Here is a 25,864-nt window from a genome sequence, read left to right as displayed (position 1 = left end):
TTCCCTGGATTAACGGGTGCCGGCCTGCAGCCAGCGCAGCATGCCCTGGCCGGCCACGCGGCCGCTGGCGAAACAGGCGGTGAGCAGGTAGCCGCCGGTGGGCGCCTCCCAGTCGAGCATTTCGCCGGCGCAGAAAGTGCCAGGCAGGGCGCTCAGCATCAGGTTGTCGTCGAGGGCTTCGAAAGGCACGCCACCGGCGCTGCTGATCGCTTCTTCGATGGGACGTGGCCGGCACAGGGTGATCGGCAGCGCCTTGATGGCGGCAGCGAGGCGCTGGGGATCGGCGAACTGCTCGGCAGGCGTCAGCTCACGCAGCAGCGCCGCCTTGACGCCATCCAGGCCGGCCTGGCGATGCAGATGCTTGGCCATGGAGTGGGAGCCGCGGGGCTTGCTCAGGGACTTGCCGAGGGCTTCCTCGCTGCGTTGTGGCAGCAGGTCCAGATACACCGTGCAGCTGCCGTCGCTATTGATGCGCTGGCGAATCCCGGCGGACAGGGCGTACACCAGGCTGCCTTCGATACCGGTGGCGGTGAGCACGAATTCGCCCGGTCGTGACGCTTCGTCTGGCAAACCCAACGCCACGTTCTTCAGCGGTGCACCGGCGAATTTTTCGCGCAGCAACGGGCTCCAGGCGGCCACATCGAATCCGCAATTGCTCGGTTGCAGCGGCGCCACCGGTACGCCAGCCTGCTGCAGAGGCGCCACCCAGCTACCGTCGGAGCCGAGCCGCGGCCAACTGCCGCCGCCCAGGGCCAGTAGCACGGCATCGGCGTGCACCGCGTGCTCAGCGTCCTGGCTGGCCATGCGCAGGCTGCCGTCGTCGTTCCAGCCCAGCCAGCGATGCCGGGTATGCAGTTGCACGCCCGCCTCGCGCAGGCGCTTGAGCCAGGCGCGCAGCAGCGGCGCGGCTTTCATGTCGGTGGGGAACACCCGACCCGAAGTGCCGACGAAAGTATCGATGCCCAGGCCGTGGATCCACTGGCGCAGGGCATCGGCATCGAAGCCTTGCAGCAGCCTGTCGATCTGCCCTCGGCGTTCGTTGTAGCGGGCGACGAAGGCCGGGTAAGGCTCGGAATGGGTGATGTTCATACCGCCGACGCCTGCCAGCAGAAACTTGCGGCCCAGCGAAGGCATGGCGTCGTAGAGGTCGACCCGCACACCGGCGAGCGCCAGGGTTTCGGCGGCCATCAGGCCGGCGGGGCCGCCGCCGATGATGGCGACCGAGTGGGCGATGGGCGTGGAGGGGTGGGTCATGGCGGCGTCGGCAGGGCAAAGAGCGAAGTTTACCCGAGCCCTCGCTGCTGCCATACCCGCGCAGCGCTGTGGTGAAGGATGCCGTGGCGTCGGGCCAGGGCGTGGCGGTCCTTGCTGTAGCCGCCGCCGATCACCCCGACCACCGGAATGTCGCGACCCAGGCAGTGGTTGAGCACGGCCTCGTCGCGGGCGGCGACGCCGGCGTCGGTGAGTTGCAGGTAGCCCAGGGCATCGTCCTGGTGCACGTCGACGCCAGCGTCGTAAAGCACGATATCGGGCTGGTACAGCGCCAACAGGTACCCCAGGGTGTCGTTGACCACCTTGAGGTAGTCGGCATCGTCCATGCCGCGCGGCAGGGGGATGTCCCAGTCGCTTTGCGCCTTGCGCGCCGGATAGTTCTGTTCGCAATGCAGGGACACGGTGATCGCATCGGGCACCTGCTCGAGCAGGCGCGCGGTGCCGTCGCCCTGGTGCACGTCGCAATCGAAGATCAGCACACGCCCGGCCTGCCCGGTTTCCAGCAGGTAGCGGGCGATCACCGCCAGGTCGTTGAAGATGCAGAACCCCGCCGGGTAATCGTAGTGGGCGTGGTGAGTGCCGCCGGCCAGGTGGCAGGCCAGGCCGTGCTGCAGCGCCTGCTCGGTGGCCAGCAGCGAGCCGCCCACGGCGCGTACGGTACGCCGCGCCAGCTCCGGGCTCCACGGCAAGCCAAGGCGGCGCTGATCTTCATGGCTCAGCTCGCCGCTCAGGTAACGCTCGATATAGGACGGGCAGTGGCATAAGGCGAGCGTATCGGCTGGGCAGATGTCCGGGCGCAGCAAGTCCTCGTCCCGGGTCAGCCCGCTATCCACCAGGTGGTCACGCAGCAAGCGGAATTTATCCATCGGGAAGCGATGGCCCTGTGGAAACGGCGGGCTGTAATCGTCGTGGTAGATCAGCGGCAGGGGCATACAATGACGGTCATCGGGTGAACCCTGGGCAGTATGCACGAGAAGCGCAATGGATGTGACCGAGCTACAGACGCCGCGCCTGCACCTGCGCGCCTGGCGTGACGAGGATCTGGACGAGCTGGCCGCGTTGTGCGCGGACCCGGCGGTGATGCGCTATTTTCCGGCGCCGTTGAACCGCGAGCAGAGCGGAGCGCTGCTCTCCCGACTGCAACAGCATATGGCGCAGCACGGTTTCACCTTCTGGTCGCTGTGGCAACGCGAGGATGGGCGCTTCGTCGGCATGACCGGGCTGGCTCATGTCGGCTTCGAGGCAAGTTTCACACCGGCAGTGGAGATCGGCTGGCGTCTGCTGCCGGCATTCTGGGGGCTGGGCCTTGCCCAGGAAGCGGCGCGGGCCTCGCTGGAGTTTGCCTTCACGCAGCTGGCGCTTGATCGGGTGGTAGCGTTCACCACCCTGACCAACACCCCGTCGCAGCGGGTGATGCAGGCAATCGGCATGCAGCTGAGCAGCGAGTTCGAGCACCCGGCGCTGGCGCCTGAGCATCCGCTGTGTCGGCACGTGCTGTACGAAATCCCCCGGGATGAATGGCCGAAGCGGGACTGAGCCTGTCGCATGCCTCGCCATCATGCGATTCCTGAGCGCCGGCAAAGGCATTACCATTCACCGTCCGCGCAGCCCGCGCGGGTCGCAGCATTGCCCCTAACAGGGCCCGTGGAGATCGCTTATGAGTCAAGTCCTGCAAGAGTTGGTGGCACTGCTGAGCCTGGAGGCCATCGAGGAAAACCTGTTCCGGGGCGTCAGCCAGGATCTGGGCTTTCGCCAGCTCTTTGGTGGTCAGGTGCTTGGCCAGTGCGTGTCGGCGGCTACCCAGACGGTCGAGGCCGACCGCCATGTGCATTCGCTGCATGGCTACTTCCTGCGCCCCGGCGATGCTGCGCTGCCGGTGGTCTATCAGGTCGACCGTGTGCGTGACGGCGGCAGCTTCAGCACACGGCGGGTGACGGCGGTGCAGAAGGGCAAGGCGATCTTCACCTGCAGCGCCTCGTTCCAGTACCAGGAAGAAGGCCTCCACCACCAGGCACAGATGCCCGACGTCCCGGGGCCCGAAGGCCTGCGTTCGGAAACCGAGCTGGCCAGCCAGGTGGCAGATTCGCTGCCGCCCCGGGTGCGCGAGCGAGTGCTGTTCGACAAGCCCATCGAGATCCGCCCGGTGGCGGTCGACAATCCCTTTGCGCCGCAGGTGAGTGAGCCGGTCAAGTACGTGTGGTTTCGCGCCGATGGCGAGCTGCCGGACACTCCGGCGATCCACAAGTATCTGCTGGGCTACGCCTCGGACTTCAACCTGCTGACCACCTCGATGCTGCCCCACGGCGTGTCGGTGTGGCAGAAGTTCATGCAGGTGGCCAGCCTCGATCACTCCATCTGGTTCCACGGCAACCTGCGCATGGACGACTGGCTGCTCTACGCCATGGACAGCCCCTGGGCCGGCAACGCCCGCGGCTTCTCCCGCGGTAGCGTGTTCAACCGCCAGGGCCAGCTGGTGGCTTCGGTGGCCCAGGAGGGATTGATCCGCCTTCGTGAGGACTGGCGCTGAGGCGTGCGGGATCGTGATCATCCGCTAGCGAGCAGGTATGCTGCGGCCTCGAATCCATGCTTGCCGGAGGGGCGATGAGCCTGCAGCGCTACACCCATTGGGTTTTCGACATGGACGGCACCCTGACCATCGCCGTGCACGATTTCGCCGCCATCCGCGTGGCGCTGGACATTCCGCCCGACGACGACATCCTCCATCACCTGGCCGCCTTGCCAGCCGAGGTGTCTAAGGCCAAGCACGCCTGGTTGCTGGAGCACGAGCGTGAACTGGCCATTGCCTCACGCCCGGCCGCCGGTGCCGTGGCCCTGGTGCGTAGCCTGCATGCCCGCGGCCTGCGCCTGGGCATCCTCACCCGCAATGCCCGCGAGCTGGCGCTGCTGACCCTGCAAGCCATCGGCCTGGATGACTGCTTCGCGCCGGATGACATTCTCGGCCGTGACGAAGCGCCGCCCAAGCCCGACCCCGGTGGCCTGCTGCGCCTGGCCGAACGCTGGCAGGTCGCACCCGAGCATATGGTCATGGTCGGCGATCATCGCCACGACCTGGCCTGTGGCCGCGCTGCTGGCACTGCCACGGTGCTGGTCAACCTGCCCAGCAATCCCTGGCCGGAACTCAGCGATCACTTCGTCGCTGACTGCGTGGCCCTTCAGCGGCTTGCCCTGGGCGCTGCGGCGGGCTGACAGCAGCTGCTTCCGGCCTGCAGATCCTCGAGGATCGGACAGTCGGGGCGGTGATCGCCCTGGCAGTGATCGACCAGGTTCTGCAGGGTGTCGCGCAGGGCCTCGAGCTCGGCGATCTTGCCGTTGAGCGCCTCGATATGTTCCACCGCCAGGGCCTTGACGTCGGCGCTGGCCCGCTCGCGGTCGTGCCAGAGCGCCAGCAGCCGGCCCGACTCGGCCAGCGAGAAGCCCAGGTCGCGGGCGCGGCGAATGAAGCGCAGGCGCTGCAGGTCGTCGTCGCCGTACTGGCGGTAGCCACTTTCACTGCGCCCAGCGCTGGGCAGCAGGCCGATGGCTTCGTAGTAACGGATCATCTTGGCGCTGAGCCCGGTGTGCTTGGCGGCCTGGCCGATATTCATCGCATTAGTCCTCGACATGGCGCGGGCGCCAAGTGTTCAGCAGCAGGGCGTTGCTCACCACACTGACGCTCGACAGCGCCATGGCCGCGCCGGCGAGCATCGGGTCGAGCAGCCCGGAGGCTGCCAGGGGAATGCCCACCAAGTTGTAGATGAACGCCCAGAACAGATTCTGGCGGATCTTCGCGTAGGTGCGCCGGGCGATATCTAGGGCGGCGGGCACCAGCCGCGGGTCGCCGCGCATCAGGGTGATCCCGGCGGCCTGCATGGCCACGTCGGTGCCGCCGCCCATGGCAATGCCGACATGGGCCGCCGCCAGGGCCGGGGCATCGTTGATGCCGTCACCGACCATGGCCACCACGCCATTTTCTTTCAGCTCGCTGACGATACGCGCCTTGTCTGCCGGTAGTACCTGAGCGTGCACCGAGTCGATGCCCAACTGGCTTGCAACTGCCCTGGCACTGCCCTGATTGTCGCCGCTGATCAGGTGGCTGGTGATATGTCGTCTGCCAAGCTCGCTAATCGCCGCACGGGCGCCGTCCTTCAAGGTGTCGCCAAAGGCGAACAGGGCGAGCACCCGCGGCGCGGCCCCCTGTTCGATCAGCCAGGACAGGGTACGGCCTTCGGCCTCCCAGCGATGGGCGGCAGCAGCCAGTTCGGCCGGCTCGGTAGCGCCGCTTTCCTGCAGCAGACGACGATTGCCGAGCTGCAGGGTGCGCCCCTCGACCTGCCCGGCGATGCCGCGACCGGCCAGGGCCTGGCTGGCGCTGACAGGCGGAAGTGCCAGTTCGGCCTCCTGGCAGCCCTGTAGCACCGCCTTGGCCAGGGGATGTTCACTGCCTTGCTGCAAGGTACCGGCCAGGCGCAGTGCCTCGCGTTCGTCGATCGCGACGCTTTGCAGATGGGCGACTCGCGGAGCGCCGGAGGTCAGGGTGCCGGTCTTGTCGAAGGCCACCACGCTGACGTCATGGGCCACTTCCAGGGCTTCGGCGTCCTTGATCAGGATGCCATGTCGGGCCGCCACGCCGGTACCGGCCATGATCGCCGTAGGCGTGGCCAGGCCCAGGGCGCAGGGGCAGGCGATCACCAGCACGGCCACGGCATTGAGCAGCGCCTGTTCGACACCGGCGCCCAGGGCCAGCCAGGTGAGCAGGGTAAGCAGGGCGATCAGCAGCACCACCGGCACGAAGACCTGGCTGACCCGGTCCACCAGTTTCTGGATCGGCGCCTTGGCGGCCTGTGCGTCCTCGACCAGGCGAATGATCCGCGACAGCACGGTTTCCGCGCCGAGGGCGGTGGTCTCGATCAGCAGACGTCCCTCGCCATTGATCGCGCCTGCGGTCACCCGATCACCCGGCGCCTTGGCCTGGGGCAGGCTTTCCCCGCTTATCAGCGCCTCATCGGCGTGACTGTTGCCGTCCAGTACCTTGCCATCGACCGCGAAGCGTTCACCGGGCTTGACCAGCACCTGATCGCCCACGCTTAGCGCGCTGACGGCTACCCGCTGTTCGACGCCGTCGCGCAGCCGTGTGGCCTCATCGGGGCGTAGCGCCTGCAGGGCGCGGATGGCGCCGGTGGCCTGGCGTTTGGCACGGCTTTCCAGGTATTTGCCGAGCAGGATCAGGGCGATGATCACCGCCGAAGCCTCGAAGTACAGATGCGGCATCTGCCCGGCCGGGGTGATCGCCCATTGATAGAGGCTCAGGCCATAACCGGCGCTGGTGCCCAGGGCCACCAGTTGGTCCATGTTGCCGGCGCCGCTGCGCAGCGCGCGCCAGGCCGCGCGGTAGAAGCGCGCGCCGAGCACGAACTGCACCGGTGTGGCCAGCAGGAACTGCACCCAGGCCGGCAGCATCAGGTGCACGCCAAATGGCGTCAGCAGCATCGGCAGCACCAGCGGCGCGGCCAGCAACAAGGCCAGCAGCAGGCGCCAGCGCTCGGCGTGCAGATGGCGATCATTGCCACTGCCAGTCATGACCGGCACATCCACCGGGCTGGCCGAATAGCCTGCGGCGCTGACGGCCTGCTGCAGCGTCTGCAGGTCGGTGTCCGCGAGCACCTGCACGCGGGCGCGTTCGCTGGCCAGGTTGACGCTGACCGCCAGCACACCCGGCAGCCGGCTCAGCGCGCGCTCGACGCGGCCCACGCAACTGGCGCAGGTCATGCCGGTGATGGCCAGGTCGAGGGTTTGCCCCGGCACCTCATAGCCGGCCTTCTGCACGGCCGCCACCAGCGCCGGCAATTGCTCGGCAGGCGCCTGCACCCGCGCCCGCTCGCTGGCCAGGTTGACGCTGGCCGCGCTGACCTGCGCCACGCCGAGCAGGGCGCGCTCGACGCGACCCGCGCAACTGGCGCAGGTCATCCCGCTGATCGGCAGATCGAAGGTGGGCATGACGCTCTCCGTGATTCCAGGAAGATGACCACAGGATCAACCTTGCCACATGGACAAGGTCAAGCCCCTGGGCCGTCGATCCCCATCACTGGCTGGAAGGCGCGGGCGTCAGGTACGGCCCGGACGGGCTGAGCGCGATGCGGTAACGGCGGATTTCGCCGGCCGTCAGGCTCAGCCGCTGGCTTTCGAGGGGCGTGATCCCGGCCTGGCAGCTTTGCTTGCCGATCAGGCCCAGGCGTACGGTCACGTCGCCGGGCGGCAGATTGAACGATACCGACTGGCCTTGGAACAGCCGGGCGGTGAGCTGATCCTCCAGGTAGACGCCGAACTCGCAGGGCGAGGCGACCTCCAGGCGCTCGCGGGAGATGATCAGTACGGCGTAGCCGTCACCCATGGTGGCGTGCGACGGCAGCACCTGGGCGAGCGCCGGCAGGGGCAGGGCAAGAAACAGTGAGAACAGGAGGCGGTTCATGGTCTGACCAAGTGGTTACTGAGTTTGACTGAGCTTGGCCGAGGTTGCCGGGTTCAACAAGGCCGGGGCTTGACCTTGACCTGATGGCAAGCTCGACACTTCATCACGCAAACCAACTGCTGCCCCAGCGGGCCCAGGAGATAACGATGCAGATATTCAAGGTACAAGGCATGACATGCGAGCACTGCGTAAAGGCCGTTACCGGCGCAGTACAGGCGATCGATGCCTCGGCGCAGGTGCAGGTGGATCTTGCTGCGGGTGAGGTCAGGGTGCATACCACCCACCCGGTCGATCAGGTGCTCGAGGCGATCATCAACGAAGGCTACAAGGCCGAGGCGGTGCCGGCGGCTAAGACCAGTCACTGAGCAGGCCGCGAAACAGCCCGTCGATCATCAGCGGGCCGTCCTGCTGCGGATCGAACAGGCTATTGTCGCGTAGCCAGTCGCTGAGCATGCCGACGATCAGCGCGTGCAGAGTGCGCGCGGCCAGGCGCGGCGTCATGCCTGGGCGCAGGCGCCGCTGGGTGGCGGGCTGAGCGAAAATCGTCTCGCACAGGTCGATGAACTGGTTGATGAACGCCTCGTGGCGCTCTTCGGCCTCGCGCAGTTCCTCGGTGAATTCGCAGCGATGCAGCAGGATGGTGAAGATCCGCCGTTTCTGCTGGTCTTCGGCGATCCCGGCGATGCCCTCCACGCACAACATGCGCAATGACTGCAGGCCATCGCTCTGGGCGTCTTCGAGCAGGCGGCTGGCCAGTTGCTCCGGCGGCAGACGCACCTGACTGAGCATGTCGTGGAACAGGTGGGCCTTGTTCTGGAAATGCCAGTACACCGCGCCGCGGGTCACACCGGCATGCTTGGCGATATGTTCGAGACTGGTATGGGCGACACCTTTCTCCAGAAACAGAATTTCGGCAGATGCCAGTATGGAGATGCGGGTCTGCTCTGCTTGCTCTTTGGTTCGGCGCATACGACAGCAATCAATCGGTTCAGGAAGCTGCGAGTGTAATTATTTTTTCGAACGGATGTTTGTTTTACAGACGAACTTGTATGTAATTGTCAGCGTCCACTTCTTTCAAGGCCTTACCCTCTTTCCTGCCCGAGGGAGACACCTGTCGAGTACCTTGCCAATGCCCCTTCGCCTGTTACTGATTCTCGGCGCGCTCAGCGCCTTCGGCCCGCTGGCCATCGATTTCTACCTGCCCAGCTTTCCCGCGCTGGCGCTGGCGTTCGGTACCGACACCGAGCACGTGCAGCTGTCGCTGGCCTCCTATTTCGCCGGGCTGGCCATCGGGCAACTGGTCTACGGGCCGCTGGCCGACCGGTTCGGCAGGCGTGTTCCGCTGCTGGTCGGGGTCTCGCTGTTCACCCTGGCGTCCCTCGCCTGCGCCGTGGCGCCAAGCCTGGAGTGGCTGATCGCCGCCCGTTTCGTGCAGGCGCTGGGCGGTTGCGCGGGCATGGTGATATCGCGTGCCGTGGTGCGCGACCTGTGCGACCCGATCAGCTCTGCCAAGGTATTCTCGCAACTGATGCTGGTGATGGGCCTGGCGCCGATCCTCGCGCCGGTGGCCGGAGGTTTGCTGCTGAATCTGTTCGGCTGGCCATCGATCTTCGTCTGCCTGACGCTGTTCAGCGCAGCGTGCCTGGTGGCCCTCGGCCGTTGGCTGCCGGAGACGCTGAGCCCGAGCATCCAGCCACCGCCCTTGAGCGGCGCCCTGAGGGAATACCGGCGCCTGTTCAGCGATCTGCCCTTTATCGGCCATGCGCTGACCGGCGGCCTGGCCATTGCCGGCATGTTCGCCTACATCGCCGGCTCGCCCTTCGTGTTCATCGAGCTTTATGGTGTACCAGCCGAGCACTATGGCTGGCTGTTCGGCACCAATGCCGCCGGCTTCATTCTAGCTGCCCAGGTCAATGCCTGGCTGGTGTCACGCCATGGCCCGGCTTACTGGGCCAGGCGTATCGTCTGGTTCTACCTGGCCTGCGGCACGGCTTTGCTGGTGCTGGCGTGGCTGGGCCCGCAGGTGCTGTGGCCCTTGATGCTTCCGCTGTTCGGCTGCATCGCCTCCCTGGGCATACTGCTGCCCAACACCTCGGCCTGCGCAATGGCCGGGCAGGGCCGCCATGCCGGCAGCGCTTCAGCGCTGATGGGCAGCCTGCAGTTCACCATCGCGGCAAGCGCGGCCTCCATGGTCGGGGTGCTGCATGACGGCAGCGCCGTACCCATGGCGCTGGTCATCTTCAGCTGCGGCGTGCTGGCGGTGTGCGCCTCTCGCTTTACCCGCTGGGCCGAGCGCCGCGCGGGGCACCCGATTGGCTAAGGCTTAACTGGCCAAGCGCTGCTCGTTGGGCAGCGGATGCGGGGCCTGCACCCGCGCCTGCAGCGTGACCACGAACTGGCGCGCTTCTTCCTCGCTGCGGAAATTGACCTGGTGTTTGCCCAGGCACACCTGCCAGCAGGTGCCGCGTAGGCCTTGCGACGCACGGATCTGGATGTCCATTGACCTGTCTCCTGGTGAGCGTGTGGACAGTCTAGCCAGTGTTCGTGTACCTGCCATGACGCCGCTCAATGGAGTGAGCGAGGTGCCTGCACTTTTCACCAGGCAAAAAAAGACCCGGCAAAGTGCCGGGTCAATAACCGTGATTAGCCTGATGAGGAGATAACCTGAAGAGTCCGACCTAAGGGCTCTTGAGCTTATCGACCGATCTCGCGATCAGCTGATGCAAATAATAGCAATTCTCATTACATAGTCAACAAGCGATTGGAAATTATTTTCCCCGATCAGCGCCATAGTGATTGTGCGCTCTGCAGAAATGCAAAACCCGGCACCTGGCCGGGTTTTCGCAGGTGGAGAGCCGATCAGCCAGGCTGGCGCAACCCGGTGACTTCCTTGTTGAGCAGGTCGATACGCCTGGCCATGCTTTCCACCAGGCTGTGGGCGATGCGCGGATTGCTTTCCATCAGGCTGAGGAATTGATCCTTGGGAATCACCATCACCGTGCAGGCCTGGCTGGCCAGCACCGTGGCGCTGCGTTTCTCGTGAGTGAACACGGCCATCGCGCCGAAGATCTCGTCCTTCTGCACGTCACCGACCTTCACGCCATCGACGAAGGCCTCGGCGTGGCCGTCGATGATGATGAACACGTGGTCGGCTTCGTCGCCCTGGTTGATCAGCGCATCGCCCTTGGCAAAATGCTTGAAACCGGTCGCCGGGCGCACCTCGGGTTGCTTGATGCGCGCCAGAGCATCGGACAGTAGGGCGGTATGGCCCACCAGGTACTGGATGAACAACTCCTGGCGCGGCTCGTTGGCATAGATGTGTTTGAACACGTCGCTGCGCGAATAGGGGATCAGCGTCAGCGGCTCGTCGCTGGTATAGCGACAGCTCGGCAGGTCGATCCCCTGGCGCAGCCCGACCAGGTCACCTTCCTGCAGATAGAACAGCGGGCGCTCGTCGACCAGTGCATGCAGCAGGCCATTGTCGATAATGAACAGCTGGTTGCTGGGCAGATCGCTCGCCAGGTTTTCGCTGCGCTCGATCTGCAGCGGTTCGCCGCAGGGGCTGAGCCCGTCGAGTAGTTTCCCGGGGATGCTCTGCAAGCGGCTGATCAGTTGGTCGGCGTAAGCCGGTTGTTCCCCGAGTAGATACATGGTGGTTCCTTGGGCTGCTCATGCTGGATGCGCACGAAAATCCCTGAAACGATAATACTCGCCACGCTCCAGGTAAATCGCTCTCGTTGGGGCTTGTGAACCAGCGCCTGTTCCGGGGCTCGCCCGGCGCTCAGGTCAGCGGCGCGGCGGTGATAATCCATTGCCCGGGCGACGCCGCTAGCTAGGTTCATGCCGGCTGGCGGCTTGCAGCTGGTGGTTGAGGCTTTCCTTGCGGGCTGCGGGCAGCTCGCTCCAGTGAATGTCGAGCAGAGCGCCTTCGATGGAGTAGAGCAACACCTTGGATGCCCTGAAACCACGAGCACGTACGGCCCGATAGGCATCTACCGCGCCCTGCCTACGCAGATCGCCGACAGTGTGTATACCGACCGCATGCAGCCATTGCGACGAGGTCTTGCCCAGATTCTTGAGGGTCTGCAATTCGTCGTTCACGCCATCTCCTCATGCGGCCTGCGTGCAGCGCTGCCGGTTCGCCAAGTCTAGTGCTGCCTGGCGGGCCTTGCAGGTGCCTCGCGTTACAGACTGCTACTGGTGATTGGGCTGGGTGCGGTAGCGCAGTCGCGTACCGAAATTCATCGACATGAGGATTTCGTCGGCACTGAGCTCGACCGGGAAGTAGGCGCCCGATATCTGCGCATGGGCGATGCTGGCGCCTTCCAGTTGGGCGGTGCGAAAGTCCACGCCACGCAGGTCGGCGCCGCGAAAGTAGGCATTGCTGAAGTCGACGCCCTCGGCGTCGAGGGTACGCAGGTCGAGGCCGCGAAAATCGCCACCGCTCAGGTCGATGACTTCGCCCTGGGGGCGCTGCTGGTTAAAGGCGGCAACGTCATCGTTGTGCAGCAGGCGATAGAGCGGGGTGTCCAGCTGGCGCGGTTGGCTCATGGTGGCAGTCGTCCGGGGGAGGCTTACTGCCAGTATAGAAGAGCTTTGCCGCGCCGCTGGTGGTTTTCAGAGGGTGGGGAAACGCTGGCGAACCGCACTGACCAGGTCGGCGAGGCTGGCGCTGTCGGGCGTGTCCACCCGCTTGCAGTAGGGCAGCTCGGCGTCCTCGAGCGGATCCTCGCCGGCACGTTGTGCCTCGATCACCGCCAGGGTCGCGTCGGACGGATCGCTGCCTTGCTGCTGGCGCTGCTGCAGCCAGCTGGCGAGGACCGAGTCCGGCGCATGGCAGTCGATGATCAGGAACGGCACGCCGGTTTCATCGGCGATGCGCTGGGCGGCCTGGCGCTGCGCGCGCTTGAGGAAGGTGGCATCCAGCACCACCGGGTAGCCGGCGTGCAACGCCAGATCGGCCAGGGCGTTCAGGCGCTGGTAGACCGCGTCGCTGGCGTCCTGGCTGTAGATGCCTGCATTCAGTTCATTGCCGGTCTGCTCGCCCAGCAGGCGTTTGCGCTCGACGTCGGAGCGGATGCGAATCGCTCCAAGGGCCTCCACCAGGCGCAGCGCGACCTGGCTCTTGCCAACCGCCGATACGCCGCGGGTGATCGCCAGCAGGGGGGAGGGGATGGCGCTGTAGCTTTCGGCGAGGCTGGCGTAGGCGCGGTACTGGCGCAGGATCACCGCGCGCTGCACGGCATCCTGCTCCTGGCCCAGGCGGAACAGCGCGACCTTGGCGCGAACCAGGGCACGGTGGGTTTTGTAGAGATTGAACAGCTTGAGCGAGCCGTAATCGCCGGTGTGCTCCAGCCAGCTGTTGAGCAGGCGCCGGGCCAGGCATTTGAGGCCGCGGTCTTCCAGGTCCATGACCAGAAAGGCGGTATCCAGCGCGATGTCGGTGAAGCGGAACGGCTCGTTGAATTCGATGCAGTCGAACAGCGTGGCGCGGCCGTCCAGCAAGGTGGCGTTGCCCAGATGGATATCGCCATGGCACTCGCGGATGAAACCGTCACGCGCCCGCGCCTCCAGGTCCGGCCACAGGCGCTCCAGGCTGGTCTCGGTCCAGGCCTCCAGGGCATCGAGTTGCTGCAGGTCGGCCTGGTCGCTGAGCATCGGGCGGATCTGCTCGAAATTCTGGCGCAGTGGGGCAACGATGGCGGTGGCATTGCACAGCGAATGATCGGCCGCCACCACCGGGGTGTCGCGATGGAAATCGGCGATCTGCCTGGCCAGGGCGTCGATATGGCTTTCGTTGAGTTCGCCGCGGGCCTGCACCTCGGCCAGCAGCTGTTCCTGCGGGAACTGGCGCATCTTCAGGGCATATTCGATCACCGTGCCGTCGCCGTCGAGTTGCGGCGCCTCGACGCTACCGCTGATCGGCAACACCTCCAGATACAAATCCTCGGTCAGGCGCTGGTTGAGGCGCAGTTCCTCTTCGCAGAAATGCTTGCGCGACTGCAGGGAGGTGAAATCGAGAAAGCCGAAGTCGACCGGTTTCTTGACCTTGTAAGCATAGGGGCCGGTCAGCACAACCCAGGAAATATGGGTCTCGATGACACTGAAACCGTCTACCGGGTGCGGATAAAGGGCCGGGTTCTGCAAGGCGGTAATCAGGGCTTGGCTCACGGACGATCCTTGGCTTATAAAAGTGGGAACAGGCGCGCATTATGGCCCCTCGCCGGCGCCCTGCAAACCGCTGGTGGTCGCTGCCGGCGCTGCGCAAAGTGCGTATAATGCCGCGCCATGACTCGTACCCGATCTTCCCGCTCCCGTTCCAAACGCCGCCCCCGTGGCATGCGCCCCTTGCTGGGCTGGGCTGTAAAGCTTGGCTTGGTAGGCCTGGTGCTGTTCGCCGGTTTTGCGGTTTACCTCGATGCCATCGTCCAGGAGAAATTCTCCGGCAAGCGCTGGACCGTTCCGGCCAAGGTTTATGCCAGGCCGCTGGAGCTGTTCGTCGGCCAGAAACTGGCCAAGGATGACCTGCTCAAGGAAATGGATGCCCTCGGCTATCGCCGCGAGAGCGTGGCCAATGGTCCGGGCGCGGTGGCCGTCTCCGGCAACAACGTGTCCCTGCATTCCCGTGGTTTCCAGTTCTACGAAAGCGCCGAGCAGGCTCAGCAGGTCAACGTGCGCTTCTCCGGCGACTACGTCGCCTCGCTGACCAAGGCCGACGGCAAGGACCTGGCCGTGGCGCGGCTCGAGCCGATGCTGATCGGCGGGCTGTACCCCGCGCACCAGGAAGACCGCGTGCTGATCAAGCTCGATCAGGTGCCCGCCTACCTGGTGGAAACCCTGGTAGCGGTCGAGGATCGCGATTTCTTCGACCACTTCGGTGTCTCGCCCAAGGGCATCGCCCGCGCCATCTGGATCAACGCCTCGGCCGGGCAGTTGCGCCAGGGCGGCAGTACCCTGACCCAGCAGCTGGTGAAGAACTTCTACCTGACCAACGAGCGCAGCCTGACCCGCAAGATCACCGAAGCGATGATGGCGGTGCTGCTGGAGCTGCATTACGACAAGCGGGAAATCCTCGAGGCCTACCTCAACGAGGTGTTTCTCGGTCAGGACGGCCAGCGCGCAGTGCATGGCTTCGGTCTGGCCAGCCAGTACTTCTTCAGCCAGCCATTGTCCGAGCTCAAGCTCGATCAGGTGGCCCTGCTGGTCGGCATGGTCAAGGGCCCGACCTACTACAACCCGCGCCGCAATCCGGAGCGGGCACTGAACCGCCGCAACATGATTCTCGACCTGCTGGCCGAGCAGGGCGTGGTGTCGCCTGAAGAGGCAGCCGCGGCCAAGGCCCGCCCGCTGGGCGTGACCCAGCGAGGCAGCATGGCCAATGGCTCCTTCCCGGCATTCCTGGACCTGGTCAAGCGCCAGTTGCGCCAGGACTACCGCGACGAGGACTTGACCGAAGAGGGCCTGCGCATCTTCACCAGCTTCGACCCGATCCTGCAGCTCAAGGCCGAGGAAGCGCTGGCGGAAACCTTCAAGCGCCAGGCTGGCCGCAAGGGCGCCGACGAGGTTGAGGCCGGCATGGTGGTGACCAACCCGGAAACCGGCGAGATCCAGGCCCTGATCGGCAGCCGCCAGGCACGATTCGCCGGGTTCAACCGTGCGCTGGACGCGGTGCGGCCCATCGGCTCGCTGATCAAGCCGGCCATCTACCTGACCGCCCTGGAGCGCCCGAGCCAGTACACCCTGACCACTCGCGTGCAGGACGAACCCTTCTCGGTGAAGGGCCAGGATGGCCAGGTGTGGAAGCCGCAGAACTATGATCGCGAGGCCCACGGCAGCATTTACCTGTATCAGGGGCTGGCTCACTCCTACAACCTGTCCACGGCCAAGCTTGGCCTGGAACTGGGCGTGCCGAATGTGCTCAAAACCCTCGAGCGCTTGGGCGTGTCGCGTCAATGGCCGGCCTACCCGTCGATGCTGCTGGGCGCTGGTGTGCTGACGCCGATGGAAGTCACCGGCATGTACCAGACCATCGCCAGTGGCGGCTTCAACACCCCGCTGCGTGGTATCCGCAGCGTGTTGACCGCCGAAGGCGAGCCGCTCAAGCGTTACCCGTATCAGATTCAACAGCGTTTCGATGCTGGTGCCATCTACCTCTTGCAGAACGCCATGCAGCGCACCATGCGTGAAGGCACCGGGCGGTCGGTCTACAGCCAGCTGCCGAGCTCGCTGACCCTGGCGGGCAAGACCGGTACCAGTAACGATTCGCGGGACAGTTGGTTCGCCGGGTTCAGTCAGGATCTGCTGACCGTGGTGTGGATGGGCCGTGACGACAATGGCCCGACCCCGTTCACTGGCGCGACCGGCGCCTTGCAGGCCTGGACGGGCTTCATGCGCCGTGCCGACCCGCTGCCGCTGGACATGCCGATGCCGGACAACGTGGTGCTGGCCTGGGTGGATGCCGCGACCGGGCAGGGTTCGGCGCAGAATTGTCCGGGTGCGGTGCAGATGCCGTATATTCGCGGCAGCGAGCCGGCACCCGGTGCAGGTTGTGGTATTCAGGCGCCCGTCGACTCGGTGATGGACTGGGTGAAAGGCTGGTTGGAATAAGAGAGGTTTGCCGTGAGCAAGTGGTTGATTCCCGTTTTGACCGCCTCGGTGGTTCTGGGTGGTTGTGCCAGCGTTCCGCGTGGTTCCATCCCGGTTGTTGATTCCGGTAGTTCGGCCTACGAACAGGACGACCGCCCCGGCGGTGGCTATAACAATGCCCCTGCGCAAGCGCAGCAGCAGTCCATGCCCGAGGATTCCGGTGTGGTGGTGATGGTGCCCGGCGGCGGTGCGCCCTCCGCACCGATCGACACCTACGCAGCGCCGGCTGGCGCGCCTGCCAACAGCGGTGGGCTGACCTTCGACGAGCCGCCGCTGAGCAGCGAGCCCCTGGGTTCGCCGAACTACGGCAACTCGGCGCCTTCACAGCCGTCCACGCCCAGCGGTATTCCCAGTGGTAACGCCGGCGGCCTGGCCGCAGACGAGCAGCTCGATGGTCCGGTACTGGCGCTGCTGACCAGCGCCCAGCAACAGCAGACCGGCGGTGATCTCAATGGTGCGGCGTCCAGCCTGGAGCGTGCCCAGCGTATTGCCCCGCGTGAGCCGCAAGTGCTGTACCGCCTGGCCCAGGTGCGCCTGGCCCAGGGTGACGCTGCCCAGGCCGAGCAGTTCGCCCGCCGTGGCTTGAGCTATGCCAACGGCCGTCCGGCACTGCAGGCCAGCCTTTGGGATCTGATCGCCAAGTCCCGCGAGCAGCAGGGCGATGCGGCTGGCGCTGCCCAGGCCCGTGAGCGGGCCAGGGTCAACCTGTGAGTGCCGCCTCGTTAGCCCTGATCGCTGACCAGCTGCTGCTGGTCGAGCGGGCACTGCGGGTGCAGGGGTGGTGGGAGGCATCTGCGCCCAGCGCGCAGGCCCTGGCCAGCGAGCAGCCGTTCTGCGTGGATACCCTGGATTTCTCCCAGTGGCTGCAGTGGATATTCCTGCCACGCATGAAGGCGATCATCGAGACCGGCGCGGACCTGCCGGCGGTGTCCGGCATCCTGCCGATGGCCGAGCAGGTCTATGGTGCCGACAGTCGAGAAGCTGCGGGACTGCTCAAGGCGCTGGGGGATTTCGACCGGCTGATCACGGCGGGCCGTTAGGCCCGCCTCAGCGGCCTTACTGGCAGTTTTCCTTGATCGCCTGCTTGCTGTCGGCGATGCGCTTCTGACGCTCGTCTTCACCCAGGCGACGCATTTCCCCACCTTCCTCCACGCGCACCCGCGGGTTGTTCTCCAACTGCGCCAGGTTGTTGCGCTGGGTCTCGCAGTATTTCTTGCGCTCGGCCTCCTGGGCCGCCACTTCCTTTTTCACCTTGGCGTCGGCGGCTGCCTGCTCGGGGTCGGCGATGCTGTCGAAGGTCGGCGCCGGCTTCTGTTCGGTGGTCGTGGAGGGCGGCGGCGCTGCCGAAGGATTGACCGTGGTGGATTGTTGGCCCTGGGGTGGCTGCTCGCCGAAGTGGGTCACGCCCTGGGCGTCGACCCACTTGTAGATCTGCCCGGCCATGGCGCTCGCGCTCAGGGCTAGCAACAGGCTGCTGGTGAGAATCATGCGACGCATGGAAATTCCTTATGCATGGTCAATCGACGGTAAGGCGCTTGCAGCGCTGGGCTGCAGTTTCGAGCCGCTACTATAACCAATCGGCCGGCGCGGGAGTCTGGTCTGTTTCACATCGACGCGGACCGCGTGTCCGAACCCTGGCGCAGGGCGGTGTTGCCGGATATTGCGTATTCCGTCATGCATCGCTTGACTTGCCGCCAGCGAATATCAACAATCGAATGCTCGCTGTAGTGGGGTCAGCCGCAAGCTGGCTTCAGCTCAGTAGACATGAGGCGCTACCCGCGCCGACCTTTCGTTACACCCGCAACGCGTTACCTCGCGCTGGGTGGGAAAGTCCCGCAACACATCAGGGGCTGTCCCAATGCTTGCTCAGTTGTAGCTGACGTAGTCGGCGACCACAGTCGCTCATGCTCTGCTGGCAGTAAACCTACTCGGGCCGACCCTGCAAAAGGGCGGTTTTCTGGCGTAATAGAGGTGAACAACGTGGAGCTTTTATCCGGCGCTGAAATGGTCGTCCGCTCGTTGCGTGACGAAGGCGTTAAGTACATCTATGGGTATCCGGGTGGTGCCCTCCTGCACATCTACGATGCCTTGTTCAAAGAGCCGGAAGTGACCCACGTCCTGGTTCGTCACGAGCAGGCGGCGACCCACATGGCGGACGGCTATGCCCGTGCCACCGGCAAGGCCGGCGTGGTTCTGGTGACCTCCGGCCCGGGCGCGACCAACGCCGTGACCGGTATCGCCACCGCCTACATGGATTCGATCCCGATGGTGATCATCTCCGGTCAGGTGGCCAGCACCGTGGTCGGCACCGACGCCTTCCAGGAAGTCGACATGGTCGGCATCTCCCGTCCGATCGTGAAGCACAGCTTCATCATCAAGCATCCTTCGGAAATCCCCGAAGTGATCAAGAAGGCCTTCTACCTGGCCGAGTCCGGTCGCCCGGGCCCGGTGGTCGTCGACATTCCCAAGGACATGGGCGATCCGACCCAGAAGTTCGAATACAGCTACCCGAAGAAGGTCAAGCTGCGTTCCTACAGCCCGGCTGCCCGTGGGCACTCGGGGCAGATCCGCAAGGCGGCGGAAATGCTCGTCGCGGCCAAGCGCCCGATCATCTATTCCGGCGGCGGCGTGATCCTCGGTGGCGCTTCGGCGCAGCTCACCGAGCTGGCCCGCGCGCTGAACGTGCCGGTCACCAATACCCTGATGGGCCTGGGTGCCTACCCGGGCGATGACCGTCAGTTCGTCGGGATGCTCGGCATGCACGGCAGCTACACCGCCAACCTGGCCATGCATCACGCCGACGTGATCCTGGCCGTTGGCGCGCGCTTCGATGACCGCGTCATCAATGGCGAGACCGCGGCCAAGTTCTGCCCGAACGCCAAGATCATCCATATCGACATCGACCCGGCGTCGATCTCCAAGACGGTCAAGGCCGACATCCCTATCGTCGGTCCGGTGGACAGCGTGCTGAGCGAGATGGTTGCCGCTCTCAAGGAAATCGAGCACGGGCCTGACAGGGAATCGCAAGCCACCTGGTGGAAGCAGATCGAAGAATGGCGTGGTGGTGGTCGGCTGTTCCCTTATAACGAGGGTGACGGCAGCATCATCAAGCCGCAGACCGTGATCGAGACCCTGTGCGAAGTCACCCGGGGCGAAGCGTATGTCAGCTCCGACGTGGGCCAGCACCAGATGTTCGCCGCCCAGTACTACCGCTTCAACAAGCCGAACCGCTGGATCAACTCCGGTGGCCTGGGCACCATGGGCTTCGGCTTCCCGGCCGCCATGGGCGTCAAGCTGAACTTCCCGGATGCCGACGTCGCCTGCGTGACCGGTGAGGGCAGTATCCAGATGAACATCCAGGAGCTGTCGACCTGCCTGCAGTACGACCTGCCGGTGAAGATCATCAACCTCAACAATGGCGCGCTGGGCATGGTTCGCCAGTGGCAGGACATGCAGTACAGCAGCCGTTACTCGCACTCCTACATGGAATCATTGCCTGATTTCGTCAAGCTGGCCGAGTCCTATGGGCACGTGGGCATGCGCATCACCGACCTCAAGGACCTCAAGGCGAAGATGGAAGAGGCGTTCGCGATCAAGGATCGCCTGGTGTTCCTCGATATCGCCGTGGATACCAGCGAGCACGTCTACCCGATGCAGATTCGTGGTGGCGCGATGCGCGACATGTGGCTGAGCAAGACGGAGCGTACCTGACATGCGTCATATCATTTCCCTGCTGCTGGAAAACGAACCGGGAGCCCTGTCGCGTGTGGTCGGCCTGTTCTCCCAGCGCAACTACAACATCGAAAGCCTGACCGTGGCGCCAACCGAAGACCCGACCCTGTCGCGTCTGACGTTGACCACTATCGGTCATGACGACACCATCGAGCAGATCACCAAGAATCTCAACAAGCTGATCGAGGTGGTCAAGCTGGTGGACCTGTCGGAAAACGCCCATATCGAGCGCGAGCTGATGCTGGTCAAGGTCAAGGCCACTGGCGCCCAGCGCGCCGAGGTAAAGCGCACCACCGATATCTTCCGTGGGCAGATCGTCGACGTGACGCCGAGCGTGTACACCATCCAGCTGGCCGGTACCAGCGACAAGCTGGACAGCTTTATCCAGGCCATCGGCACCGCGCTGATCCTGGAGACCGTGCGCAGTGGTGTCACCGGTATCGCCCGCGGCGACAAGGTGCTGAGCATCTGATCGTAGCGCTTGAAAGAAACCCCGCCTGGTGCGGGGTTTTTTTATGGGCGAATTTGCCTATCGGCGGTTCCAGAAGGCTGCGATCAGTGGATCCTTGAGGCGCTTGTGCAGGGCGAACAGGCCGATGTCGTAGGCGGTCAGCGGCGGCTGGATATCGTAAATGCGGATGCGCGCAGCCAGGGGGCTGTTGTCCAGCACGATCTGCGGCACCACGCCGATGCCGAAGCCCAGGCTGACCATGCTGACGATGGCTTCGTTGCCGCTGACCTGGGCATAGATGCGTGGCTTGATGTTGTGGTGCTTGAGCCAGCGGTCGGTGCGGGTCCGGGCCAGGCCTTCCTCGGAGAGAATCAGTGGCACATCCTGCCAGCTGTGCGCCCCGGGATTCTTCAGTTGTTCCTCGCTGAGCAGCTGTGGCGATTGCGGGCCAATGAAGCGCAGCGCCGAGCGGGTGATCGACTGGAACTCGATGCCGGCTGGCAGGCTGTCCGGACGTGCACCGATGGCCAGGTCTTCGAGGCCCTGCTGCACGCGTTCGACCGCCTTGGCCGGGTCGCCGGTGTGCAGTTTCATTTCGATGCGCGGGTAATCCTGGCGGAAGCTGCTGAGGATCTCGTAGAGGAAGCTGTAGCTCGCCGTTACCGAACAGTAGAGCGACAGCTCGCCATGCAGAACCAGTTGATCCTGCCGGAAGGTCTGGCGGATGGCCTGCCAGCCGTTCATCACCTCGCTGGCGTACTCGCGAAACTGCTGCCCCTCGCGGGTCAGGCGTACCGAGCGGTTGTCGCGCACGAACAGCGGTGCGCCAAGTTCTTCCTCGAGCTGTTTGATGCTACGGCTGAGCGCCGAAGGGCTGACGTGCTGCTCGCGGCTGGTTTTGCCGAAGTGCAGGTTGTCGGCCAGGGAGAGAAAAAGTCCGAGTGCGTGGCTGTCCATGGTGTTTCATATATCGGCATGTTGTGTTGCAAATATATCATTTTACGCAACGGAACGGATCACTTAAGGTAGCTCTGTCGCGGTGCTGGGCACCCATTCCTTTCGATACACAAGAGCCAAGAACATGAAAGTTTATTACGACAAAGACTGTGACCTCTCGATCATCCAGGGCAAGAAAGTTGCCATCATCGGCTACGGTTCCCAGGGCCACGCTCAGGCGTGCAACCTGAAAGACTCTGGCGTCGACGTCACCGTCGGTCTGCGTAAAGGCTCCGCTACCGTTGCCAAGGCTGAAGCCCATGGCCTGAAAGTCGCTGACGTGGCCTCCGCTGTCGCCGCTGCCGACCTGGTGATGATCCTGACCCCGGACGAGTTCCAGGGCGCCCTGTACAAGAACGAGATCGAGCCGAACATCAAGCAGGGCGCTACCCTGGCCTTCTCCCACGGCTTCTCGATTCACTACAACCAGGTGGTTCCGCGTGCCGACCTCGACGTGATCATGATCGCGCCGAAGGCTCCAGGCCACACCGTACGTACCGAGTTCGTCAAAGGCGGCGGCATCCCTGACCTGATCGCCGTTTACCAGGACGCTTCGGGCAATGCCAAGAACGTCGCCTTGTCCTACGCCTCGGGCGTGGGCGGTGGCCGCACTGGCATCATCGAAACCACCTTCAAGGACGAGACCGAGACCGACCTGTTCGGCGAGCAGGCCGTTCTCTGTGGCGGTACCGTCGAACTGGTCAAGGCCGGTTTCGAAACCCTGGTCGAAGCCGGTTATGCGCCGGAAATGGCCTACTTCGAGTGCCTGCACGAACTGAAGCTGATCGTCGACCTCATGTACGAAGGCGGTATCGCCAACATGAACTACTCGATCTCCAACAACGCCGAATATGGCGAGTACGTGACCGGCCCGGAAGTCATCAACGCCGAATCCCGCCAGGCCATGCGCAATGCACTCAAGCGCATCCAGGATGGTGAATACGCCAAGATGTTCATCAGCGAAGGCGCTACCGGCTACCCGTCGATGACCGCCAAGCGTCGTAACAACGCCGCTCACGGCATCGAAGTGATCGGTGAGCAACTGCGTTCGATGATGCCGTGGATCGCTGCCAACAAGATCGTCGACAAAGCCAAGAACTAAGTCGACTTGATCTCTGAAGAAACGCGGCCACGGCCGCGTTTTTTCATTATCGGCTGTGTACCAAGGTTCCCCGGAGAAGGTTAGGCAAGGGGAGAGCGGCAAGGCGGCTGTAGTGAGCATGCTCCAGTCGCCCTTGGGGGCGCGCTGAAGTGTGCCGGCCTTGGGCGCCTTCGCCGCGATTTTTGATGCAGCATCACCGAGCGCAGGTGCTTTTGGTAAAGAGCCCCGGGCGGGCTTCTGGTATAAAGCCCGGGTATCCAGGCCGATTAGGGCGAACGCTTGTCCCGCGGCTCGGTCGAAAATTCAAATCCGATGCAAGGTGTTGTTCATGAGCGAGCGTCCGCAAGAGCCCAAGTCGTCCCGTGACGATGACAGCTTACTGCCCATCGACGAGCATATTGAGGAAGGGCATGACGACGAGGGGCGCAAGGTGCGCCATCGCGGCATCTACCTGCTGCCCAATCTGTTCACCACCGCGAACCTGTTCGCCGGCTTCTATTCCATCATCAATGCCATGAACGGCAACTTTTACGTGGCCGCCGCCACGGTGTTCGTGGCTATGGTGCTCGATGGCCTGGACGGTCGCGTCGCGCGCCTGACCAATACCCAGAGCGCCTTTGGTGCCGAGTACGATTCGCTGTCCGACATGGTGGCCTTCGGGGTCGCCCCCGCCTTGCTGGCCTTCGAATGGGCGCTCGGCAGCATGGGCAAGGTCGGCTGGATGGTTGCCTTCATCTATGTGGCTGGCGCAGCGCTGCGCCTGGCGCGCTTCAATACGCAGATCGGCAGCGTCGACAAGCGCTACTTCATCGGTCTGGCCAGCCCGGCAGCCGCCGGTGTCGTCGCCGGTACCGTCTGGGCGTTCAGCGACTTCGGCATTCAAGGCTCCAACATGTCGTTCGTGGTGGCGATACTGGTTGCGGCAGCCGGCATGCTGATGGTCAGCAACATCAAGTACAACAGCTTCAAGAACCTGGATCTGAAAGGCCGTGTGCCGTTCGTGGCCATTCTCGCTGTGGTGCTGGTGTTCGCCGTTGTATTCAGCGATCCGCCGCGCATCCTGTTGCTGATCTTCCTGGCCTACGCCGCGTCCGGTCCGATTCAATACCTGCTGCGTTTGCGTCGTCGCAAGCCAATGCAGTGATGTAATTTCCTGCAGACTCCGTAGTCTATTGGGCAGGTCTGTCCCGATACTGCGGAGTCATCATGCTGATCAAGCTGCGTCAGGCATCCGAATGCAACGAATCGGATGTTACCCCCGAGTCTGTCTATCTCTCCCGCCGCACCTTCATGTCAGCCGCCGCCGCCGGTATCGCGCTGGGCAGTGTGCCGGCCTGGGCGCAATCAGCCACGGCCGAGCGCTACGCCGGAGTCGACGCGGGTAGCGCGCCACCCTGGCTGGCCGAGCGGATCGCGGCCAGCAAATGGAATGCAGTGACCGTCAAGGACGAAGCGATCACGCCGTTCCAGGACGCCACCCATTACAACAACTTCTACGAGTTCGGCGCCGACAAGTCGGACCCGGCAGCCAATGCCGGCAGCCTGAAGACCGAGCCCTGGTCGGTGGTGATCGACGGTGAGGTCGGCAAACCCGGGCGCTATGCCCTGGAAGACTTCATCAAGCCCTATCAGCTGGAAGAGCGTATCTACCGGCTGCGCTGTGTCGAGGCCTGGTCGATGGTGATTCCCTGGATCGGTTTTCCCATTTCGGCTCTGCTCGACAAGATTGAACCGACCTCGGCGGCAAAATACATCCGTTTCGAAACCCTCAAGGATCCGGACAGCATGCCGGGGCAACGCTCCAGTTTCGGCTTGATCGACTGGCCCTATGTAGAGGGCCTGCGTCTGGATGAAGCCATGCACCCACTGGCCATCCTGGCCGTCGGCATGTACGGGCGTGAGCTACCCAACCAGAATGGCGCACCGCTGCGGCTGGTAGTGCCCTGGAAGTATGGCTTCAAGAGCATCAAGTCGATCGTGCGTATCAGTCTGGTGAGTGAGCAGCCACAAACCAGCTGGCAGAGCATCGCAGCGCAGGAGTACGGCTTCTATGCCAACGTGAACCCGACCGTCGACCATCCTCGCTGGAGTCAGGCGCGTGAGCGCCGTCTGCCCAGTGGGCTGTTCAGCCCCAATGTACGCGAGACCCAGATGTTCAACGGCTACGCCGATGAAGTTGCCAGCCTCTATAGCAATCTCGATCTGCGGAAGAACTATTGATGCGGCACCCGTTCTGGCGTCTTTTCGTTTTCGTGCTGGTCGCCGTATGGCCTCTGTACTGGCTGTATCAAGCCTGGTCGTTTGCCCTTGGACCGGATCCGGGCAAGGTTCTGGTCGAGCGACTGGGACTGGGCGCACTCATCCTCCTGCTGATTACCCTGAGCATGACCCCGCTGCAGAAACTCAGCGGCTGGTCGGGCTGGATGGCCGTGCGCCGCCAGCTCGGCCTGTGGTGTTTCGCCTACGGGGTTCTGCATCTGGCCGCCTATGCGGTGTTCATTATGGGGCTGGACTGGTCGCAGCTGGGCATCGAGCTGCGCAAGCGCCCGTACATCATCGTTGGTGCCATCGCGCTGTTCGGCTTGCTGCTGCTGGCCGTGACCTCCAATCGATACAGTCAGCGCCGTCTGGGCAAAGGCTGGAAGAAACTGCATCGCCTTATTTATCTCATTCTGCCGCTGGGGTTGCTGCATATGCTCTGGATCGTCAGAGCGGATCTGAAGGAATGGGCTATCTATGCAGCCGTTGGGGCCGTGCTTCTATTGCTGCGTATCCCTGCCCTTATGCGCAGAATCCCGCGGATAGGCGGGGCAGGGCAGAAAGTTCAGGCAAAGTGAAATAAACGGTTGACCTGAGTTTCAGGGGGCCTATAATGCGCACCACTTCCGGCGCAGCCTGATCTGAAAACTCCTTTGGAAACAAAGAGTTAGACGAAAATAAGGGTTGCACGGACGGCGAATTCGAGTAGAATGCGCCGGCATCGACAGGGTGGTTTGAGTGGTTCTGTTGATGGTTCGATCAGGTTTGATCGAAGGCGGTAAAGAGGGTGTTGACAGCGGTTTGTAACGCTGTAGAATGCGCCTCCCGCTGGAGAGAAGATGGTCTGGTCGGGCGCTGCAAGGTGTTGAGAAGAAAGAAAAAGTTCTTCAAAAACAACTTGACAGCAAATGAGGGTGCTGTAAGATGCGCGCCTCGGTTG

The 25,864-nt window shown here is 63.9% G+C and carries 27 protein-coding genes and 1 pseudogene; 14 read left to right on the top strand and 14 right to left on the bottom strand.

Going from position 1 to position 25,864, the window contains the following annotated elements:
* Positions 1-9 precede the first annotated feature (9 nt).
* Together BM154_RS21610 and BM154_RS21605 are read right to left on the bottom strand one after the other, a co-directional pair.
* Positions 10-1,254: a TIGR03862 family flavoprotein gene (locus BM154_RS21610; RefSeq protein WP_074889348.1), complete on the bottom strand. Its 1,245-nt coding sequence runs from the start codon at positions 1,252-1,254 to the stop codon at positions 10-12.
* Between the two features lie 29 nt (positions 1,255-1,283).
* Positions 1,284-2,204, bottom strand: coding sequence for a histone deacetylase family protein (locus BM154_RS21605; RefSeq protein WP_074889345.1), 921 nt, complete (start codon positions 2,202-2,204; stop codon positions 1,284-1,286).
* A 49-nt stretch (positions 2,205-2,253) separates the two neighbouring features.
* On the opposite strand from BM154_RS21605, the gene BM154_RS21600 reads away from it, so the two are divergent.
* The 3 genes from BM154_RS21600 to BM154_RS21590 all read left to right on the top strand — a co-directional run bounded on the left by BM154_RS21600 (position 2,254) and on the right by BM154_RS21590 (position 4,479).
* On the top strand, positions 2,254-2,808 hold the full coding sequence (locus BM154_RS21600; RefSeq protein ID WP_074889342.1) for a GNAT family N-acetyltransferase: 555 nt from the start codon (positions 2,254-2,256) through the stop codon (positions 2,806-2,808).
* A gap of 121 nt (positions 2,809-2,929) precedes the next feature.
* Positions 2,930-3,799: an acyl-CoA thioesterase II gene (gene tesB / locus BM154_RS21595; protein WP_074889339.1), complete on the top strand. Its 870-nt coding sequence runs from the start codon at positions 2,930-2,932 to the stop codon at positions 3,797-3,799.
* Between the two features lie 74 nt (positions 3,800-3,873).
* Positions 3,874-4,479 carry an HAD family hydrolase gene (locus BM154_RS21590; protein ID WP_074889335.1) on the top strand — a complete coding sequence of 202 codons (606 nt, stop codon included), beginning with the start codon at positions 3,874-3,876 and terminating at the stop codon, positions 4,477-4,479.
* Here BM154_RS21590 and cueR read toward each other — a convergent pair.
* The 3 genes from cueR to BM154_RS21575 form a co-directional block, all read right to left on the bottom strand.
* Positions 4,446-4,877 (bottom strand): Cu(I)-responsive transcriptional regulator, encoded by a 432-nt coding sequence (gene cueR, locus BM154_RS21585; protein WP_074889332.1) that lies wholly within the window; start codon positions 4,875-4,877, stop codon positions 4,446-4,448. The genes BM154_RS21590 and cueR overlap by 34 nt on opposite strands.
* A 4-nt stretch (positions 4,878-4,881) precedes the next feature.
* Positions 4,882-7,266: a heavy metal translocating P-type ATPase gene (locus tag BM154_RS21580; protein WP_074889329.1), complete on the bottom strand. Its 2,385-nt coding sequence runs from the start codon at positions 7,264-7,266 to the stop codon at positions 4,882-4,884.
* Between the two features lie 85 nt (positions 7,267-7,351).
* On the bottom strand, positions 7,352-7,738 hold the full coding sequence (locus BM154_RS21575; RefSeq protein ID WP_074889326.1) for a hypothetical protein: 387 nt from the start codon (positions 7,736-7,738) through the stop codon (positions 7,352-7,354).
* A 146-nt stretch (positions 7,739-7,884) separates the two neighbouring features.
* Between BM154_RS21575 and BM154_RS21570 the strand changes: the two genes are divergently transcribed.
* Positions 7,885-8,103, top strand: coding sequence for a heavy-metal-associated domain-containing protein (locus BM154_RS21570; protein WP_074889323.1), 219 nt, complete (start codon positions 7,885-7,887; stop codon positions 8,101-8,103).
* Here BM154_RS21570 and BM154_RS21565 read toward each other — a convergent pair.
* The gene (locus BM154_RS21565; RefSeq protein ID WP_074889320.1) at positions 8,087-8,707 is read right to left on the bottom strand and encodes a TetR family transcriptional regulator; all 621 of its coding nucleotides are present in this window, start codon (positions 8,705-8,707) and stop codon (positions 8,087-8,089) included. The two genes, BM154_RS21570 and BM154_RS21565, sit on opposite strands and share 17 nt — an antisense overlap.
* Positions 8,708-8,867: 160 nt before the next feature.
* Between BM154_RS21565 and BM154_RS21560 the strand changes: the two genes are divergently transcribed.
* Positions 8,868-10,058 carry a multidrug effflux MFS transporter gene (locus tag BM154_RS21560; protein ID WP_074889317.1) on the top strand — a complete coding sequence of 397 codons (1,191 nt, stop codon included), beginning with the start codon at positions 8,868-8,870 and terminating at the stop codon, positions 10,056-10,058.
* A 3-nt stretch (positions 10,059-10,061) separates the two neighbouring features.
* On the opposite strand, the gene BM154_RS24245 is transcribed toward BM154_RS21560, so the two are convergent.
* The 5 genes from BM154_RS24245 to BM154_RS21540 all read right to left on the bottom strand — a co-directional run bounded on the left by BM154_RS24245 (position 10,062) and on the right by BM154_RS21540 (position 13,909).
* Positions 10,062-10,238: a hypothetical protein gene (locus BM154_RS24245; RefSeq protein ID WP_167364720.1), complete on the bottom strand. Its 177-nt coding sequence runs from the start codon at positions 10,236-10,238 to the stop codon at positions 10,062-10,064.
* 359 nt (positions 10,239-10,597) lie between these two features.
* Entirely contained in the window at positions 10,598-11,389 is a 792-nt protein-coding gene (locus tag BM154_RS21555; protein ID WP_074889314.1) for a Crp/Fnr family transcriptional regulator, read from the bottom strand.
* 177 nt (positions 11,390-11,566) lie between these two features.
* Positions 11,567-11,839, bottom strand: coding sequence for a TfoX/Sxy family protein (locus tag BM154_RS21550; protein ID WP_074889312.1), 273 nt, complete (start codon positions 11,837-11,839; stop codon positions 11,567-11,569).
* 93 nt (positions 11,840-11,932) lie between these two features.
* Positions 11,933-12,289 carry a pentapeptide repeat-containing protein gene (locus tag BM154_RS21545; RefSeq protein WP_074889309.1) on the bottom strand — a complete coding sequence of 119 codons (357 nt, stop codon included), beginning with the start codon at positions 12,287-12,289 and terminating at the stop codon, positions 11,933-11,935.
* Positions 12,290-12,355: 66 nt separating this feature from the next.
* Positions 12,356-13,909: a bifunctional aminoglycoside phosphotransferase/ATP-binding protein gene (locus BM154_RS21540; RefSeq protein ID WP_074889306.1), complete on the bottom strand. Its 1,554-nt coding sequence runs from the start codon at positions 13,907-13,909 to the stop codon at positions 12,356-12,358.
* 117 nt (positions 13,910-14,026) lie between these two features.
* Between BM154_RS21540 and mrcB the strand changes: the two genes are divergently transcribed.
* Genes mrcB through BM154_RS21525 form a run of 3 tightly spaced genes read left to right on the top strand, consistent with a single transcriptional unit; the run spans position 14,027 to position 17,424 of the window.
* Positions 14,027-16,345, top strand: a complete 2,319-nt coding sequence (gene mrcB, locus BM154_RS21535) for a penicillin-binding protein 1B (RefSeq protein ID WP_139225504.1) — start codon at positions 14,027-14,029, stop codon at positions 16,343-16,345.
* A 12-nt stretch (positions 16,346-16,357) separates the two neighbouring features.
* On the top strand, positions 16,358-17,095 hold the full coding sequence (locus BM154_RS21530) for a tetratricopeptide repeat protein (protein ID WP_074889299.1): 738 nt from the start codon (positions 16,358-16,360) through the stop codon (positions 17,093-17,095).
* A complete protein-coding gene (locus tag BM154_RS21525) occupies positions 17,092-17,424 on the top strand; it encodes a YqcC family protein (protein ID WP_074889296.1) in 333 nt (110 codons plus the stop codon). The genes BM154_RS21530 and BM154_RS21525 overlap by 4 nt, the downstream gene beginning before the upstream one ends.
* A gap of 16 nt (positions 17,425-17,440) precedes the next feature.
* On the opposite strand, the gene BM154_RS21520 is transcribed toward BM154_RS21525, so the two are convergent.
* Positions 17,441-17,881, bottom strand: coding sequence for a DUF4124 domain-containing protein (locus BM154_RS21520; RefSeq protein WP_074889293.1), 441 nt, complete (start codon positions 17,879-17,881; stop codon positions 17,441-17,443).
* 483 nt (positions 17,882-18,364) lie between these two features.
* Between BM154_RS21520 and BM154_RS21515 the strand changes: the two genes are divergently transcribed.
* Complete coding sequence (locus BM154_RS21515) at positions 18,365-20,095, top strand: acetolactate synthase 3 large subunit (protein WP_074889711.1); 1,731 nt, start codon at positions 18,365-18,367, stop codon at positions 20,093-20,095.
* Between the two features lies 1 nt (position 20,096).
* On the top strand, positions 20,097-20,588 hold the full coding sequence (ilvN, locus tag BM154_RS21510; protein ID WP_013789972.1) for an acetolactate synthase small subunit: 492 nt from the start codon (positions 20,097-20,099) through the stop codon (positions 20,586-20,588).
* Positions 20,589-20,645: 57 nt separating this feature from the next.
* Here ilvN and ilvY read toward each other — a convergent pair whose 3' ends face one another.
* Positions 20,646-21,524: an HTH-type transcriptional activator IlvY gene (gene ilvY, locus BM154_RS21505; protein WP_074889290.1), complete on the bottom strand. Its 879-nt coding sequence runs from the start codon at positions 21,522-21,524 to the stop codon at positions 20,646-20,648.
* A gap of 124 nt (positions 21,525-21,648) precedes the next feature.
* On the opposite strand from ilvY, the gene ilvC reads away from it, so the two are divergent.
* The 4 genes from ilvC (at position 21,649) to msrQ (ending at position 25,502) form a co-directional block, all read left to right on the top strand.
* Positions 21,649-22,665, top strand: coding sequence for a ketol-acid reductoisomerase (gene ilvC / locus BM154_RS21500; RefSeq protein ID WP_070887307.1), 1,017 nt, complete (start codon positions 21,649-21,651; stop codon positions 22,663-22,665).
* Between the two features lie 328 nt (positions 22,666-22,993).
* A complete protein-coding gene (pssA, locus tag BM154_RS21495; protein ID WP_074889288.1) occupies positions 22,994-23,809 on the top strand; it encodes a CDP-diacylglycerol--serine O-phosphatidyltransferase in 816 nt (271 codons plus the stop codon).
* Positions 23,810-23,871: 62 nt separating this feature from the next.
* Positions 23,872-24,885 carry a protein-methionine-sulfoxide reductase catalytic subunit MsrP gene (msrP, locus tag BM154_RS21490; protein ID WP_074889285.1) on the top strand — a complete coding sequence of 338 codons (1,014 nt, stop codon included), beginning with the start codon at positions 23,872-23,874 and terminating at the stop codon, positions 24,883-24,885.
* Positions 24,885-25,502 carry a protein-methionine-sulfoxide reductase heme-binding subunit MsrQ gene (gene msrQ / locus BM154_RS21485; protein WP_074889282.1) on the top strand — a complete coding sequence of 206 codons (618 nt, stop codon included), beginning with the start codon at positions 24,885-24,887 and terminating at the stop codon, positions 25,500-25,502. The genes msrP and msrQ overlap by 1 nt, the downstream gene beginning before the upstream one ends.
* Before the next feature lie 181 nt (positions 25,503-25,683).
* On the opposite strand, the pseudogene BM154_RS24330 reads toward msrQ, so the two are convergent.
* Positions 25,684-25,864, bottom strand: a pseudogene (locus BM154_RS24330) (hypothetical protein); the annotation flags it as partial.

It is taken from the genome of Phytopseudomonas argentinensis, assembly GCF_900113905.1.
GTDB lineage: Bacteria > Pseudomonadota > Gammaproteobacteria > Pseudomonadales > Pseudomonadaceae > Aquipseudomonas > Aquipseudomonas argentinensis.
Note: the sequence above shows the minus strand (reverse complement) of the source record. Positions and strands in the feature narration are given on the sequence as shown.

Bases quoted from the DNA above. Each gene is read 5' to 3' on its own strand.
- BM154_RS21610 (WP_074889348.1), bottom strand. From the start codon at position 1,254: ATGACCCACCCCTCCACGCCCATCGCCCACTCGGTCGCCATCATCGGC.
- BM154_RS21545 (WP_074889309.1), bottom strand. From the start codon at position 12,289: ATGAGCCAACCGCGCCAGCTGGACACCCCGCTCTATCGCCTGCTGCAC.
- BM154_RS21560 (WP_074889317.1), top strand. From the start codon at position 8,868: ATGCCCCTTCGCCTGTTACTGATTCTCGGCGCGCTCAGCGCCTTCGGC.
- cueR (WP_074889332.1), bottom strand. From the start codon at position 4,877: ATGAATATCGGCCAGGCCGCCAAGCACACCGGGCTCAGCGCCAAGATG.
- ilvY (WP_074889290.1), bottom strand. From the start codon at position 21,524: ATGGACAGCCACGCACTCGGACTTTTTCTCTCCCTGGCCGACAACCTG.
- ilvC (WP_070887307.1), top strand. From the start codon at position 21,649: ATGAAAGTTTATTACGACAAAGACTGTGACCTCTCGATCATCCAGGGC.
- mrcB (WP_139225504.1), top strand. From the start codon at position 14,027: ATGACTCGTACCCGATCTTCCCGCTCCCGTTCCAAACGCCGCCCCCGT.
- BM154_RS21570 (WP_074889323.1), top strand. From the start codon at position 7,885: ATGCAGATATTCAAGGTACAAGGCATGACATGCGAGCACTGCGTAAAG.
- BM154_RS21565 (WP_074889320.1), bottom strand. From the start codon at position 8,707: ATGCGCCGAACCAAAGAGCAAGCAGAGCAGACCCGCATCTCCATACTG.
- tesB (WP_074889339.1), top strand. From the start codon at position 2,930: ATGAGTCAAGTCCTGCAAGAGTTGGTGGCACTGCTGAGCCTGGAGGCC.
- BM154_RS21590 (WP_074889335.1), top strand. From the start codon at position 3,874: ATGAGCCTGCAGCGCTACACCCATTGGGTTTTCGACATGGACGGCACC.
- BM154_RS21600 (WP_074889342.1), top strand. From the start codon at position 2,254: ATGGATGTGACCGAGCTACAGACGCCGCGCCTGCACCTGCGCGCCTGG.
- BM154_RS24245 (WP_167364720.1), bottom strand. From the start codon at position 10,238: ATGGACATCCAGATCCGTGCGTCGCAAGGCCTACGCGGCACCTGCTGG.
- BM154_RS21520 (WP_074889293.1), bottom strand. From the start codon at position 17,881: ATGCGTCGCATGATTCTCACCAGCAGCCTGTTGCTAGCCCTGAGCGCG.
- msrQ (WP_074889282.1), top strand. From the start codon at position 24,885: ATGCGGCACCCGTTCTGGCGTCTTTTCGTTTTCGTGCTGGTCGCCGTA.
- msrP (WP_074889285.1), top strand. From the start codon at position 23,872: ATGCTGATCAAGCTGCGTCAGGCATCCGAATGCAACGAATCGGATGTT.
- BM154_RS21575 (WP_074889326.1), bottom strand. From the start codon at position 7,738: ATGAACCGCCTCCTGTTCTCACTGTTTCTTGCCCTGCCCCTGCCGGCG.
- BM154_RS21555 (WP_074889314.1), bottom strand. From the start codon at position 11,389: ATGTATCTACTCGGGGAACAACCGGCTTACGCCGACCAACTGATCAGC.
- pssA (WP_074889288.1), top strand. From the start codon at position 22,994: ATGAGCGAGCGTCCGCAAGAGCCCAAGTCGTCCCGTGACGATGACAGC.
- ilvN (WP_013789972.1), top strand. From the start codon at position 20,097: ATGCGTCATATCATTTCCCTGCTGCTGGAAAACGAACCGGGAGCCCTG.
- BM154_RS21580 (WP_074889329.1), bottom strand. From the start codon at position 7,266: ATGCCCACCTTCGATCTGCCGATCAGCGGGATGACCTGCGCCAGTTGC.
- BM154_RS21605 (WP_074889345.1), bottom strand. From the start codon at position 2,204: ATGCCCCTGCCGCTGATCTACCACGACGATTACAGCCCGCCGTTTCCA.